The sequence below is a fragment of the Aeromonas sp. FDAARGOS 1416 genome (assembly GCF_019048085.1).
In the GTDB taxonomy this organism is placed as follows: Bacteria; Pseudomonadota; Gammaproteobacteria; order Enterobacterales; family Aeromonadaceae; genus Aeromonas; species Aeromonas veronii.
This window is the reverse complement of the sequence record NZ_CP077301.1, coordinates 1,612,143-1,624,891: the sequence shown is the minus strand read 5'-3', so window position 1 is coordinate 1,624,891 and position 12,749 is coordinate 1,612,143. Positions and strand designations below refer to the sequence as shown.

The 12,749-nt window shown below is 58.1% G+C and carries 14 protein-coding genes and 5 tRNA genes; 5 read left to right on the top strand and 14 right to left on the bottom strand.

All coding sequences use genetic code 11. The features are described 5' to 3' along the window. The first annotated feature begins 258 nt into the window (after positions 1-258). Complete coding sequence (locus tag I6L46_RS07215; RefSeq protein WP_058056875.1) at positions 259-723, top strand: hypothetical protein; 465 nt, start codon at positions 259-261, stop codon at positions 721-723. Positions 724-1,006: 283 nt separating this feature from the next. Continuing rightward, the gene (locus tag I6L46_RS07210) at positions 1,007-2,842 is read left to right on the top strand and encodes a sigma 54-interacting transcriptional regulator (protein WP_216977752.1); all 1,836 of its coding nucleotides are present in this window, start codon (positions 1,007-1,009) and stop codon (positions 2,840-2,842) included. Between the two features lie 170 nt (positions 2,843-3,012). Here the strand turns inward: I6L46_RS07210 and I6L46_RS07205 are convergent. From I6L46_RS07205 to I6L46_RS07175, 7 genes are all read right to left on the bottom strand, one after another. Continuing rightward, positions 3,013-3,089, bottom strand: a tRNA-Val gene (locus tag I6L46_RS07205). Positions 3,090-3,127: 38 nt separating this feature from the next. Next, a tRNA-Val gene (locus I6L46_RS07200) sits at positions 3,128-3,204 on the bottom strand. Positions 3,205-3,229: 25 nt separating this feature from the next. Then, a tRNA-Val gene (locus I6L46_RS07195) sits at positions 3,230-3,306 on the bottom strand. Positions 3,307-3,324: 18 nt separating this feature from the next. Beyond that, positions 3,325-3,401, bottom strand: a tRNA-Val gene (locus I6L46_RS07190). Between the two features lie 12 nt (positions 3,402-3,413). Beyond that, positions 3,414-3,490 (bottom strand) — tRNA-Val (locus I6L46_RS07185). 159 nt (positions 3,491-3,649) lie between these two features. Further along, on the bottom strand, positions 3,650-5,029 hold the full coding sequence (locus tag I6L46_RS07180) for an MATE family efflux transporter (protein ID WP_005360967.1): 1,380 nt from the start codon (positions 5,027-5,029) through the stop codon (positions 3,650-3,652). Positions 5,030-5,177: 148 nt separating this feature from the next. Beyond that, complete coding sequence (locus I6L46_RS07175; RefSeq protein ID WP_005336882.1) at positions 5,178-5,384, bottom strand: YaeP family protein; 207 nt, start codon at positions 5,382-5,384, stop codon at positions 5,178-5,180. A gap of 130 nt (positions 5,385-5,514) precedes the next feature. Here I6L46_RS07175 and I6L46_RS07170 point away from each other — a divergent pair, with 130 nt between their 5' ends. Then, on the top strand, positions 5,515-6,417 hold the full coding sequence (locus I6L46_RS07170; protein ID WP_216977751.1) for a DMT family transporter: 903 nt from the start codon (positions 5,515-5,517) through the stop codon (positions 6,415-6,417). A 103-nt stretch (positions 6,418-6,520) separates the two neighbouring features. Continuing rightward, positions 6,521-7,138 (top strand): riboflavin synthase subunit alpha, encoded by a 618-nt coding sequence (locus tag I6L46_RS07165; protein WP_216963876.1) that lies wholly within the window; start codon positions 6,521-6,523, stop codon positions 7,136-7,138. Between the two features lie 174 nt (positions 7,139-7,312). On the opposite strand, the gene I6L46_RS07160 is transcribed toward I6L46_RS07165, so the two are convergent. The 4 genes from I6L46_RS07160 to I6L46_RS07145 all read right to left on the bottom strand — a co-directional run bounded on the left by I6L46_RS07160 (position 7,313) and on the right by I6L46_RS07145 (position 10,728). Beyond that, entirely contained in the window at positions 7,313-7,516 is a 204-nt protein-coding gene (locus I6L46_RS07160) for a CPXCG motif-containing cysteine-rich protein (RefSeq protein ID WP_005336871.1), read from the bottom strand. 271 nt (positions 7,517-7,787) lie between these two features. Then, a complete protein-coding gene (gene hxpB, locus I6L46_RS07155; protein WP_005360961.1) occupies positions 7,788-8,447 on the bottom strand; it encodes a hexitol phosphatase HxpB in 660 nt (219 codons plus the stop codon). A 126-nt stretch (positions 8,448-8,573) separates the two neighbouring features. Further along, positions 8,574-9,752 carry a formate-dependent phosphoribosylglycinamide formyltransferase gene (gene purT, locus I6L46_RS07150; protein ID WP_216977750.1) on the bottom strand — a complete coding sequence of 393 codons (1,179 nt, stop codon included), beginning with the start codon at positions 9,750-9,752 and terminating at the stop codon, positions 8,574-8,576. An 85-nt stretch (positions 9,753-9,837) separates the two neighbouring features. Beyond that, complete coding sequence (locus I6L46_RS07145; protein WP_216977749.1) at positions 9,838-10,728, bottom strand: DMT family transporter; 891 nt, start codon at positions 10,726-10,728, stop codon at positions 9,838-9,840. 226 nt (positions 10,729-10,954) lie between these two features. Between I6L46_RS07145 and I6L46_RS07140 the strand changes: the two genes are divergently transcribed. Continuing rightward, positions 10,955-11,542, top strand: coding sequence for an FMN-dependent NADH-azoreductase (locus I6L46_RS07140; RefSeq protein WP_005352326.1), 588 nt, complete (start codon positions 10,955-10,957; stop codon positions 11,540-11,542). A 183-nt stretch (positions 11,543-11,725) separates the two neighbouring features. Here the strand turns inward: I6L46_RS07140 and I6L46_RS07135 are convergent, their stop codons facing one another. From I6L46_RS07135 to I6L46_RS07125, 3 genes are all read right to left on the bottom strand, one after another. Continuing rightward, complete coding sequence (locus I6L46_RS07135; protein ID WP_216977748.1) at positions 11,726-11,905, bottom strand: hypothetical protein; 180 nt, start codon at positions 11,903-11,905, stop codon at positions 11,726-11,728. Between the two features lie 156 nt (positions 11,906-12,061). Continuing rightward, positions 12,062-12,250, bottom strand: coding sequence for a DUF4250 domain-containing protein (locus I6L46_RS07130; protein WP_005336858.1), 189 nt, complete (start codon positions 12,248-12,250; stop codon positions 12,062-12,064). Between the two features lie 2 nt (positions 12,251-12,252). Further along, positions 12,253-12,717, bottom strand: a complete 465-nt coding sequence (locus tag I6L46_RS07125; protein ID WP_005336856.1) for a MarR family winged helix-turn-helix transcriptional regulator — start codon at positions 12,715-12,717, stop codon at positions 12,253-12,255. Positions 12,718-12,749 lie beyond the last annotated feature (32 nt).

The following is a 12,749-nucleotide window of genomic DNA, read 5'->3' as shown; positions in this document are numbered from 1 at the left end:
TTGCATCGCTGCGGCGGTGCGACTCACTGGTCAATTGCTTGATCGAACCGAGTCACAGTCGTTCGCATCTCATCCTTGCAGGGGAAAGTTAGCCTATCAGGATCAGCAAGCTCTTCCATGCCATCTCTGTCCATCATTGCCTCCGTAATATATCTGTCGTCCCCGTATCCGACCCTGAGCCCCGGGCCTAACGGCGACAGCTATAGTTGAAAAAGAGCTGACTGACACTGTTTAACCAATGCCAGTGAGGGAAACCGGATGGGCACAAGTGAGCAATCTGATCCTGTGGGGCAGGCAAAATCGCGCTATGACCCGGCATTGCCTACCGGTTATGACTGGCGCAGACACCGCCGTTTTATCCTTAGTGGCGGTGGTTACAAGGCGGAATGTCGCCGTCGCAACTGGTTTCTGGAGTTGCTCAATCCGGTGCCCTATGTGGTGGTGCGAGACATAGCCATCGGCGGCATCGGCATTCTTGGGGCCATACGGTTGAAAGAGGGGGATGAGCTGGTGATTACCATTCCCTCTGGCGAGAAGCTGCGCGGTCTGGTCGTGAGATCCCAGCCAGACCCACTTTTTCCCAAACTCTATCGCACCGGTATTCGTCTGCATCGTTATCCGACGGCCGAGCTGTTTGCCCGCTGGCAAAGTTACATTCAGCCGCAAGATAAAGCGGATTTCGACCATGAGTGCCAAGTCTTGAAACAGGTACGTGGTGCGTGAACCAGATGCCATTTCAGAGGTTGTTTTCCCCACATTCAGCATGATCTGTCGATGGACTTTGCGGATCAGCAGGCTTGTCTGGCCCAAGTGATTTATCTTGCTGCATGTGTTTTCATCTTTATGTTTTTATTGAATTTTATCTGTGCCTCTGAAGTCACGGAGGATACGGATCATTTTCCCTTTTCGTGATCCCCCCCGAAGTAGTTCCCCCTGATATCCCTTAGTATCTGGCCAGCATGACTCCCTTTAGGGGGAGGATAACAAGAACAAAAAGGAATGATGGATGAGATCCGTGAGCAACCAGTGTCTGTTGATGCAGATCCAGCCGACCATCTTGCGCTTTGCCAAGATGCTGGCGAGTGTGCTGCAGCTTGAGGTCGAAATTGTGGATGCCGATATGGTCCGGGTGGCTGGTACCGGGCCCTATGGCAAGTTCTTCGGACGTCAGCTGGAGGGCGACTCCCGCCTGCTGCGCTATGTGATTGATAACCAGCGGGAGAAGATCGTTACCCACACCAGTGATGATCCCGTGTGTGACGGTTGTACCTGCAAGGAGAGCTGCCGTGAGCGCGCCTTCCTCGGGGTGCCCATCATGGTGGACGAGCGCTGCATCGGGGTGATCAGTCTGGTGGCTTTCAGCGACGAGCAGCAGGCGCGCCTCAACAACAATCTGCAGGATGTGTGCGACTATGTGCGCCACATCTCCACCATCTTTGTGGCCAAGTTGCTCGATTCGCGCGGGCTGTCGGACGGGGTCAACAAGGTGTTCCTCAATCTGATGACCAACATGGATCAGGGCTGCCTGCTGCTCGATGACAAGAGTCAACTGCTCTACGCCAACGAGGCGGCGCTCCATCATCTGGGTTGCCAGCAGGAACAGCTGCAGGGGCGCGAAGTGGGGATCCGCCCGCTCACCTTCTCCCAGCAGGGGCTGAGTGGTCATCTTCAGCACATCATCACCTTTGAAGGTCGTCAGGAGCTGATCATCGGCCAGCTACATCATGTGCAGGGCCAGCAGCTCTTTCTGATGGCGTTTCACCAGTCCCACTCCGGTCAGGTGCAGGAGCCGGATCCGGATGTGCGGATCGATCAGCTGATCGGCGAGAGCAAGCCGATGCGCACCCTCAAGCGACTGCTGCACCGCATCGCCCAGAGCCCCTCCAGCGTGCTGATTTGTGGCGAGAGCGGCACCGGTAAAGAGGTGGTGGCCCGCGCTGTCCATCGCCTGAGTCCCCGTCAGGACAAGCCTTTTATTGCCATCAACTGTGCCGCCATTCCCGAACAACTGCTGGAGAGCGAGCTGTTTGGTTATGTGAAGGGCTCCTTTACCGGTGCCTCCAGCGGTGGCAAACAGGGCCTGATCCAGGCGGCCCATCAGGGCACCCTGTTCCTTGACGAGATTGGCGACATGCCGCTCACCATGCAGGCCAAGCTGCTGCGGGTGCTGGAGCTGCGGGAGGTGACTCCCATCGGGGCCAGCCGACCGGTGCCGGTGGATATTCGCATCATCGCCGCCACTCACCAGCATCTCGATCAATACATCGCCGAAGGGAAGTTTCGTGAAGATCTCTACTATCGCATCAACGTCATCCCCCTCAACCTGCCGACGCTGCGGGAGCGGGAAGGGGACGTGGAGCTGCTGACCCACTACTTCCTCAACCTGCACACCAGCCGCATTGGCATTGTCTATCCCGGTCTGGCACCCGAGGTGATGGCGCTGCTCAAGGGGTATCGCTGGCCGGGCAACGTCCGTGAGCTCAGCAACCTCATCGAATATCTGGTCAACGTCAGCCAGGCGGGCGAGGTGATTGACGCCAGCCTGCTGCCCCCCAACATCATCCGCAATCAGGAGCCCCATCGCGTGGTGGCCCAGTCGATCCCGGTGACCAATCTGGATGCGGCGTTCAATGTACCTGCCACCGCTCCGCTCGCCGCCACGCCGGAGAAGCTGCCTGAACCCGTTCCGGGTGAGAGCGGCCTTGAGAGCATGGAGAAACAGATGATAGAAGAGACCCTGCAGCGGCTTGGCAACAAGAAACTGGCCGCACAGGCGCTGGGGATTGGGATTGCCACCCTCTATCGCAAGATAAAGAAGTACGAGATTGCCGTGCAGAGCTGAGGCGCTGGCGGCGTTTATCCGGCCCGTGTCATTCATCGGATGGCACGGGTTTTTTTATGGGAACAAGGCTCTGCGTTATTGCCGAATTGTGCTGAACGGATTGGCGGGGCAGGGGAGTGGCTAAATGGCAGAATGCAAAAAGCCCGCTCGATGAGCGGGCTTTTTTAATCTGGTGCGTCCTAGTGGATTCGAACCACCGACCCCCACCATGTCAAGGTGATGCTCTAACCAGCTGAGCTAAGGACGCAGGGTGCGCAATGCGACTTTTATTTCTTTATGCAGAAGTGGTGGGTTTAATTGGATTCGAACCAACGACCCCTACCATGTCAAGGTAGTGCTCTAACCAACTGAGCTATAAACCCACATCTGCATTTCTTTCAAACTGAATGGTGCGTCCTAGTGGATTCGAACCACCGACCCCCACCATGTCAAGGTGATGCTCTAACCAGCTGAGCTAAGGACGCATAATCAGTGTTGTGTGATGGTGCGTCCTAGTGGATTCGAACCACCGACCCCCACCATGTCAAGGTGGTGCTCTAACCAGCTGAGCTAAGGACGCATCACAGAAAAGTGGTGGGTTTAATTGGATTCGAACCAACGACCCCTACCATGTCAAGGTAGTGCTCTAACCAACTGAGCTATAAACCCACTTTCTCTTACTTCACTACGCCAGCGCTGCTGACGTGGTCGGCATACTACCCATGCCCCCCAAGGCTGTCAACAGGCCATATGCACAAAGGAGACTGTTTGCCCAGTTCTTGCGCAGCCTGTTGATTTTGCAGGCGAGTTGTCGCTCGCCAAGTCCTTTTACTGAGAACGCGACAGGGTAGTGCAGGCTTCCGGAGTGGCAAAACGGCCATAGATGTAGCGCAATCTCGCCCCCAGCATCAGGGCCGCACTGGTGAGGCCGACGATAAAGCCGATCCAGAAGCCCTGTGGCCCCATCCGCGGCACCAGCCAGTCGGTCAGACCCAGGATCATGCCGGTGGGCAGCCCCAGTCCCCAGTAGGCGACGATGGTGACGTAGAAGATCGCCTGGGTATCCTTGTAACCGCGTAGTGCGGCGGCCGCGACCACCTGCACCGAGTCGGAGATCTGATAGATGGCGGCGAAGAACAGCAAAATGGCCGCCAGGACGATCACCTGCTGATCATCGGTATAGATGGATGCGATCTGCTCGCGCAGTAGCACCGTCATGGCGGCAGTGGCAGCAGCGATGGCCATTCCCAGCATCAAGCCGGTGCGAGCAGCCACCCGGGCGTGATGGGGCTGCCCTTCGCCGATGCTGTGACCGACCCGGATGGTGACACCCACCCCGATGGAGAGGGGCAGCATAAAGACCAGGCTGGAGAAGTTCAGCGCAATCTGGTGGCTCGCCACCGTCTCGGCGCCGAAGGGGGCCAGCATCAGGGCCACCACGGTAAACAGGGTCACCTCGCAGAAGATCGCCATGGCGATGGGGAACCCTAAGCGGAACAAGCGCCAGATCCGGCTGCCGTTGGGGCGAGCCAGCTGGGAGAAGAGCCGGATCTCGGTGAAGTGACGGGAGAGCTTCACATAGAGGATCATCGCCAGCAGCATGGCCCACAGCACGATTGCCGTGGCCACGCCACAACCCACCCCGCCCAGTTTCGGCATGCCGAAGTGACCGTGGATGAAGATGTAGTTGGCGGGAATATTGACCGCCAGCCCGACAAAGCCGATCACCATGGTGGGCATGGTGTGGGAGAGCCCCTCACTGAAGTTGCGCAGCACCTGAAACAGCACGAAAGCGGGCAGGCCCCACAGAATTGCGTGCAGATAACCAGTGGTCTTGGCCGCCATCACCGGCTCCACATCCATGAACTGCAACGCCAGCGGGCTGTAATAAAGCGCAATCATCGCCAGCGGGGTGACGATGAGCGCCAGCCAGAAACCCTGATGAACGGCCGGGCGAATTGCCTCCCGTTTACGGGCGCCATTGAGTTGGGAGACGATGGGGGTGAGCGCCATGATGATCCCCTGCACCAGCAGGATCACCGGTAGCCAGAAGCTGGAGGCCACCGACACGGCGGCCAGATCGACCGCACTCACCTGACCCGCCATCACGGTATCGACGAAGTTCATGGCCACCTGGGCCACCTGGGCGACCAGAATGGGGCTGGCTAGACGGACGAGCTGCTTCGCCTCGGACCAATAACGTTGCACTGACACCTCCGAGTGGATCAGATAGATAGAGAAAGAGCGGAAATCGGGAAGAGCCTTTGCACTTTCGGACGAAAGTGCAAAGGGTGGGGGAGGCATTCTAGCCTGAAATTCAGCCAGGACGAAATAGTTGCCACCCCAAGGGGCAGGATCAGGCGTCTTCGTGATCGCTGATCAGCAGGTTGGCGGCAGCATAGGCAGCCTGTTCACGCAGCTCGGCGGGTACCCGCTCATCGGCGGCGACCGCGTTGAGGGCGCGAATAGTGGCGGCAATGGCGTTTGGCACATAGCCCTGTTCGCCGGAGCCAATCTGGTTATAGGCGATACGGATCGCTTCACAGCACTCATAAACCATCATGATTTGCTTCCTTGAAAGTAAAAAGGCGAGCAAATATAGCGGTTTTGCTCCCATTTTGTCAGTCTCGCGGTTGTAATTTGCGGCAAGCCCGTTAGTTTGATTACCCCCTTTTCCTGTTTCGGCCTCTTTGATGCAGCTCTGTTCGCGCAACTCACTGGCGATCTTTCTGACGCTGTTTGCACTTCTCGCCCTGACGCTCAAGGATGGCGCGGACAAATATCTGGTACTCCATGGCTACTCCGTGATGGAGATGGTCTGGTTTCGCTTCTTTGTTCCTTTCCTCGGTCTGCTGCTGTTGTTGCCAAGGCGCACCATGTCGGCGCTGCTGGCGGTGGATCGCTGGCTATTGTTGCGCTCGCTGCTGTTTCTGGTCTGTGCGCTGGTCTCGGTGATTGCGCTGGCCCATGTACCGCTCAACGTCTACACCATCATTTGCCAGCTTGGTTCGCTGGCCTTCGTGGTGGCGGGCGTGATCTTTTTCAGGGCGCGTCTGACCCGGACCAAGGTGGCGGCCGTGCTGTTGGGGTTGTTTGGCGTGCTGGTGGTGACCCATCCTGACGGGGGCGACGCGAACCTCTACTATCTGCTGCCACTGGTCATTGTACTGGCCAACACCGGCTACAACCTCATCACCAAGCTGGTGGATCCACGTTTGACCACCCTCGATATCCTGATCGTCACCTGCTTCATGCTGGGGATGGTGGCAATGGTTGCACTCTGCTGGCAGCCTGCACTGTGGCGCTCCCCTGGGCTTGCTGACTTGCCCTATCTGCTGGCGCTACCAGTGGTGACCCTGCTCTCCCAATATTGCCTTATCAAGGCGATGCAGTATGCGCAGGCCTCTACTCTGGCGCCCTTCTTCTATTTCCAGATCTTTTTTTCTACCCTCTGCGGCTATCTGATGTTTGGTGAAATGCCGACCCTCAGTAGTATGGCGGGGTGTCTGCTCATCGTGCTGGCTGGCATAGTGGTCATTCATTCCCAGCGCCGGGCTCGAGTGCTGGCGCGGTCTGAGGCGGCGGAGCAGGTGTGACAGTTTGTACGAAACGAATTGTGTAAAAAACGGATTATGTAAAAGAAGCGGTCACAGGCCGCGATAAAAAACAGAGCGTGTTACCAGAAACAAAGAGGTGATGATGTTTACCGGAATTGTGCAAGGTGTGGCCGAGCTGGTCGCCATCGAAGAGAGTGCTTCATTTCGTACACACGTGATCCGCATGCCAAGCTTGGCGTGGGGGGAAGGGCTGGCCCTCGGCGCCTCGGTCGCTCACAACGGTTGCTGCTTGACCGTCACCCGGGTTGAGGGGGATCTGGTCAGCTTCGATCTGATGCAGGAGACTCTGCGTCTCACCAACCTCGGCCTGCTAAAGGTGGGGGACAAGGTCAATGTGGAGCGGGCTGCCCGCTTTGGTGACGAGATCGGCGGTCATGCCATGTCTGGCCATATCATCGGCATGGCAGAGGTTACCTCGGTGATCGACACCCCCAACAACCGTCAGGTGTGGTATCGCCTTGCTCCCGAGCTGATGAAATATGTGCTGACCAAGGGATACATCGGCATCGACGGCATCAGCCTGACCATCGGCGAGGTGCGCGAGCGGGAGTTCTGCGTTCACCTGATCCCCGAGACCTTGGCTCGCACCAACCTGGGTTGGGTCAAGGCTGGCTGGCAGACCAATATCGAGATCGATCCCCAGACCCAGGCCATCGTCGATACGGTGGAGCGGGTACTGGCGTCACGCGGGGGTCACTGAAAGGAAACGGCTCGGTGTTAATCGCCTCATAAGCAAGGGCCTGCAGTGTGCAGGCCCTTGTTATTTACATGGTGAAAATATCTACTCAACTTTTTATGACTCGCAGTCACAACATCTGCTCAGCTCTTTGCGACTTGCAGGCAAAACAGCTGTTCGGCCTTTTGTGACTCGTAATCAAAACAGTTGCTCGTCGTCTGCATCCACAAACAACTGCAAACAGTCGCGGGCTTCGTCGCGGTGAAGCCGCAGGTGGATCGGATTGCAACAGGCCATGCAATCTTCGTAAAACTCCTGATCACCCTGGCTGGCATCCAGCTCGACCCGGGTATGGTGACCGCAGTGGGGGCAGACGATGCGCTTGCTGGTGTACTCGATCATGATAACCTCCTCGGGCCCTGAGGCCGCCTATCTACCCTGATTCTAGTCGGGCTGCAGGGGGTTAACCGCGAGCAAACGCACGTTTATGACAGAGATCAAGGCTGAGGGATGGCAAGGTGCAACCGGTTGGACTGGTCGTGTGCGAGAGGAACAATCTGGTTGAGAATGACAGGTGAAAAGAGGGAAATTGCCAACGGTTGTTTGGCAATCACAGGGGGCAGGAGCCCCCTGCGGGTATGAGAACGCGAGCGCAGCAAGGCAGCGATAGGCGCTACTTGACCCAGCTGGCCAACATGTCGGCATTCAGCTCGGCCAGCGAGCCGAGCTGGTAGTTGGCGATGGCCAAGCGTGGGTCACCCACTAAAGCGGGATCCGGCACGATCAGCGCTGTCATGGAGGCCGCCTTGGCCGCCAGCAGGCCGGTAAAACTGTCTTCGATGGCCAGACAGTGTACCGGTTCCACCCCCAGCTTTTCGGCGGCGTGGATGTAGACATCCGGGTGCGGTTTGCCGAAACGCTCTACTTCAGCGGAGTGAACCGCCATAAAGCGATCGCGAATGCCGAGTTTGCCGAGCACCGCTTCTACCATCGCAAAGGGGGAAGAGGTGGCCAGACCCACTTTCAGGCCGCGGGCTTCGATAAGGTCGAGCGCCTCCAGCACACCGGCTTTGGCCTGACCTTCGGAGAGGATCAGGGCGTTGACCCGATCCAGAATGCGCTGTACTACCTCTTCCTGAGTTGGGCCGCTCCACGGGCGCAGGCGATACCAGTGGGCGACCAGCTGATCGATGCGCACGCCGATGGTCGATTCGCAATCCTCTACCGTGTGGGGGTGACCCAGTTCGGAGAAAACGGCGATCTGGGCCCGTTGCCAAAAGGGTTCCGAGTCGATCAGAACACCATCCATATCGAAGATCACGGCAGCTAACATCTTGTACTCCTGACAAATTTGAAGAGGGGATTATAAGCCTGACGGGGAAATGCAAAAGGGGCATTGCCATGCCCCTTGCGCCCGATCACATCGGCAAACGTTTGTTTTGCTGTGGCAAAAAAGCCCTTAGAACAGTACTTCGACCTTGGCGGCCACGGCTTTGGCTTTTTCCACCGCATCCTGGCAATCCGCTGCGCGGGCCAGCGCCACGCCAAGACGGCGACGACCGGCGATCTCCGGCTTGCCAAACAGCCGCAGCTGGGCGCCCGGCACCAGCGCCAATGCCTCACCAATCCCCTGATAGCGGATATTCTGGCTGTGCCCTTCGCGCAGTACCACGGCGGAGGCGCTCGGCCCGTACTGGGTGATGGTACCGACCGGCAGCCCCAGAATGGCGCGCACATGCAGGGCGAACTCGGAGAGATCCTGCGAGATCAGGGTCACCATGCCTGTATCGTGGGGACGCGGCGATACCTCGCTGAACCACACCTCATCCCCCTTGATGAAGAGTTCGACCCCGAACAGGCCGTAACCACCGAGGGCCTCGACCACCTTGGCCGCTACCTCTTTGGAGCGGGACAGCGCCAGCTCGCTCATCACCTGCGGCTGCCAGGATTCGCGGTAGTCGCCATCTTCCTGACGGTGGCCGATCGGATCGCAGAAGTGAATGCCATCGACTGCGCGTACCGTGAGCAGGGTGATCTCGTACTCAAAGGGAACGAAGCCCTCGACGATCACCTTGCCACGACCGGCACGGCCACCCTCCTGGGCGTAGGTCCAGCTCTCATCGAGCCTGGCGAGATCGCGCAGCACGCTCTGTCCTTTGCCGGATGAGCTCATCACCGGCTTCACCACGCAGGGCATGCCGATAGCCTCGACGGCGGCGACAAACTCCTCCTTGCTTTGGGCAAAGCGGTAGGGGGAGGTTGGGAGGCCCAGGGTCTCGGCGGCGAGACGGCGGATCCCTTCCCGATTCATGGTGAGCTGGGTGGCGCGGGCGTTGGGCACTACCTTGACCCCCTCCTGCTCAAGGGCTGCCAGCGTATCGGTGGCGATGGCCTCGATCTCGGGGATGATGAGGTCGGGTTTGATCTCGGCGACCAGCTCGCGCAGAGCGGCGCCATCGAGCATATCCAGCACCCGGGCGGCATGGGCCACCTGCATGGCGGGGGCGTTGGCATAGCGGTCGGCGGCGATCACTTCGATCCCGAACCGTTGCAACTCGATGGCGACCTCTTTGCCAAGTTCGCCGGAGCCCAGCAGCAGGGCACGGGTGGCGCCGGGGCGGGTTGCGGTTCCAAACATACGATCTCTCCTGATGTCGATGGTCATTGTTGATGATCGCTATTACACAAATAGCGGACAAAAAAAGAGGCACGCATGGCGTACCTCAGGAAACGGGTTTGTGAGCGCGCTGCTCCAGATGGGTCAGCAAGGTAATGGCGCCAATGATGATGGCGGCGCCAAGCCACAGACGGCCGGGAGGCGCCCAGCCAAATACCAGCCAGCCCGCCAGCACGTTCATCGGCAGCTTGGCAAAATCGAAAGGTTGTACGAAGGAGGCCTCCGCCACGCTGTAGGCGCGGGCGATGGACATCTGGGCCAGAGCCGACAACACGCCGGAGGCGGCTACCAGCAGCCACTGGCTTTCCGTTGGCCACTGCCACTCTGGCAGCGCCAGCATGGCGTTGAACGGGGTACTGAAGATAAGCAGGTAGACCACGATAGTGTGGGATGATTCGTTGGCCGCCTGATAGCGTACCAGCAGGGAGTAGCCCGCCCAGAACAGCGCCGCCGCCACCGGCAGCAGGGAGGCCCAGTTGAACTCGTCAGCCCAGGGGGCGAGGATCAGCATGGCGCCGGCAAAGCCCGCCAGAGTGGCCAGAATACGGGCCCGGCTCACCTGCTCCTTGAGCAGCAGGGCAGAGCCCAAGGTGGCAAACAGTGGCGAAGTCATCAGCAGGGCGATCCCCTGCCAGATGGGGACGGGGTACGCCAGTGCCCAGAGCCAGAGCTGGATGCCGATCACTGCCAGCAATACCCGCAACAGGTGTAACCGGAACTGATTGGTCATCAGGGATTGGCGCAAGCCATGGCGAACCAGCCAGGGCAGCAGGCAGATCAGGGCGATCAGGTATTGATGAAAAGCGACCTGGGTCGATGGGAGACCAAGCTTGAAGCTGACATACTGGCTCAGGCTGTTGACGGCGGCGAAGCAGAGTCCTGCCACCATCATCCAGACTGCACCGGCCAGAGGAGAGTGCCTGCGCGAGGGTATCATGGGATCCGGGTCGCTGGAAAAAAGTGCGGCGGATCATAACGGCAATCGTTTGTTCTGCCAAGGGTTGAAGCACGGCCGCAGGGTTGGCTGGCGAGGAAGTGGCCTTGCATCAAAAAATTTGAACAAGTTGAGCATCTATTTTCGCTATCAGCAAATAAGCACAATGTTTAGAGTGACCTCCATCGACAGCAACGCTGTTCAACCGACAACCAAATGGAGTTTCACCATGGCCAATATCCTCGTACTCAAATCCAGCATCCTGGGTCAATATTCCCAATCCAACGCCCTGATCGACGGCTTCCTGGCTGATCATCAGGATGATGCCGTCACCGTGCGTGATCTGGCTGCCCTCAACCTGCCGGTGCTGGATGGCGAGCTGGCCTCCGGCCTGCGCGGTGGTGACAACCTCAATGAACGTCAACTGGCGGTGATCGCCCAGTCCGACGAGCTGATCGCCGAACTCAAAGCAAGCGATCTGGTGGTGATTGCCGCTCCCATGTACAACTTCAACATCCCGACCCAGCTGAAAAACTGGATCGATCTGGTGGCTCGCGCTGGCGTCACCTTCCGCTACACCGAGACCGGTCCGGTGGGTATGGTTGAAAATACCCGTGCGCTGGTGATCAGCCCCCGCGGTGGCATGCACGTCGGCAGCGCCACCGATCTGGTCACTCCCTACATGCGTACCGTGCTCGGTTTCATCGGTATCAAAGAGGTGGATTTCATCTACGCCGAAGGCATGGGGATGGGTCCGGATGCCCAGAGCAAGGGGATGGAAGCGGCCAAAGCGCAGCTTGAGGCTCTGGCTATCTAAGGGCTCTCTCTATAAGGGCTATCTATCCCGTCAGGGGTTATCTCTTCAAGGGGTTGCCCCGCCAGATACAAGAACGCAGCCATCAGGCTGCGTTTGTTTTTGGGTTAGATATGATTGCGACACACGTTGTTGTTGCAGAGAGTATTGCGGCAAGCGGTCGGTACAGACGTTCCGGCGGAGTCACTACTCCATCATAAAACGGCGACAACCACGCACCAGCAGCAATGCCACCGCGACCAGCAGGCCAAGCAAGAGGGTGGTTAGCCACTGTTCGGTACTTTGCGGCATGTGGGGAGTGAAGAGGCTGATCATCAACAGGATACAGAGCGTGATCAACAGGCTCTGTCGGGTCATCAATATCATGGGGTCATCCTTGGTTTGCTCACCTGAAACGATTTTAATGCCCTCTTGTGACAGGGTGATGTATCCGTGCATCACCCTGTTGGGGCTCTTCAGACCATATCAGGTTTTTACCGCAGAGCCAGCGCCATCATGTGATCCCGATCCCGCTAGCTCTCTTTATCTGAACTGTTTCTGCGCTGGCTGGTAGTGAAAATCGCCGCTGGCGAGCCGCGCTTCCAGTGCAGCCTGATCGATATCCTGCGCCTTGCAGAGATCATCCAGATCGTCATAGCGATCACGCAGCTGCATATTGACGACGCTCAGCAGCATGTTGATGTCCATGGTGGCGAACTTTTTCAAATCCATGATTATTTCTCCCGATCCAGTGATTGCAGCTGCTCAATGGCGGCGCTGACGCTGTGCAGATGCTGGCGGATCGCCTCGCGGGATTCGCTTGGCAGATAGTCGGTCAGGGTATGTTGCCAGCTGCCTGCTTCACTCTTGAGCTGCAGGAAGAGTGCGAGCCCGGCATTGGTGAGGGAGACCAGGCTGATGCGTTTATCCTGCTCGCTGCTCTCGGTAAAGATGATCCCTTTTTCAACCAGACGGCGGATCTCGCGGGAGATGCGCACCTTGTCCATGCCGCTCGCCTCGACCAGCTCTTTCTGGCTGATGGGGTAGTTGGGGCCGAGCACCATCATCAGGCGCCATTGCGGCACGGTCAGCTGGTAACGCTGTTCATAAAACTGTTCGAAGGTATCCCGTAGCATCTCGGCGGCATGTACCAACTGATAGGGCGGGTAGTGAGCGAGTAACGCTATGATTTTTGACATATTACACCCTGCTGTGACGGCTGCATCAGATG

Bases quoted from the DNA above. Each gene is read 5' to 3' on its own strand.
- I6L46_RS07215 (WP_058056875.1), top strand. From the start codon at position 259: ATGGGCACAAGTGAGCAATCTGATCCTGTGGGGCAGGCAAAATCGCGC.
- I6L46_RS07210 (WP_216977752.1), top strand. From the start codon at position 1,007: ATGAGATCCGTGAGCAACCAGTGTCTGTTGATGCAGATCCAGCCGACC.
- I6L46_RS07175 (WP_005336882.1), bottom strand. From the start codon at position 5,384: ATGATGGTTTATGAGTGCTGTGAAGCGATCCGTATCGCCTATAACCAG.
- I6L46_RS07170 (WP_216977751.1), top strand. From the start codon at position 5,515: ATGCAGCTCTGTTCGCGCAACTCACTGGCGATCTTTCTGACGCTGTTT.
- I6L46_RS07165 (WP_216963876.1), top strand. From the start codon at position 6,521: ATGTTTACCGGAATTGTGCAAGGTGTGGCCGAGCTGGTCGCCATCGAA.
- I6L46_RS07160 (WP_005336871.1), bottom strand. From the start codon at position 7,516: ATGATCGAGTACACCAGCAAGCGCATCGTCTGCCCCCACTGCGGTCAC.
- hxpB (WP_005360961.1), bottom strand. From the start codon at position 8,447: ATGTTAGCTGCCGTGATCTTCGATATGGATGGTGTTCTGATCGACTCG.
- purT (WP_216977750.1), bottom strand. From the start codon at position 9,752: ATGTTTGGAACCGCAACCCGCCCCGGCGCCACCCGTGCCCTGCTGCTG.
- I6L46_RS07145 (WP_216977749.1), bottom strand. From the start codon at position 10,728: ATGATACCCTCGCGCAGGCACTCTCCTCTGGCCGGTGCAGTCTGGATG.
- I6L46_RS07140 (WP_005352326.1), top strand. From the start codon at position 10,955: ATGGCCAATATCCTCGTACTCAAATCCAGCATCCTGGGTCAATATTCC.
- I6L46_RS07135 (WP_216977748.1), bottom strand. From the start codon at position 11,905: ATGATATTGATGACCCGACAGAGCCTGTTGATCACGCTCTGTATCCTG.
- I6L46_RS07130 (WP_005336858.1), bottom strand. From the start codon at position 12,250: ATGGATTTGAAAAAGTTCGCCACCATGGACATCAACATGCTGCTGAGC.
- I6L46_RS07125 (WP_005336856.1), bottom strand. From the start codon at position 12,717: ATGTCAAAAATCATAGCGTTACTCGCTCACTACCCGCCCTATCAGTTG.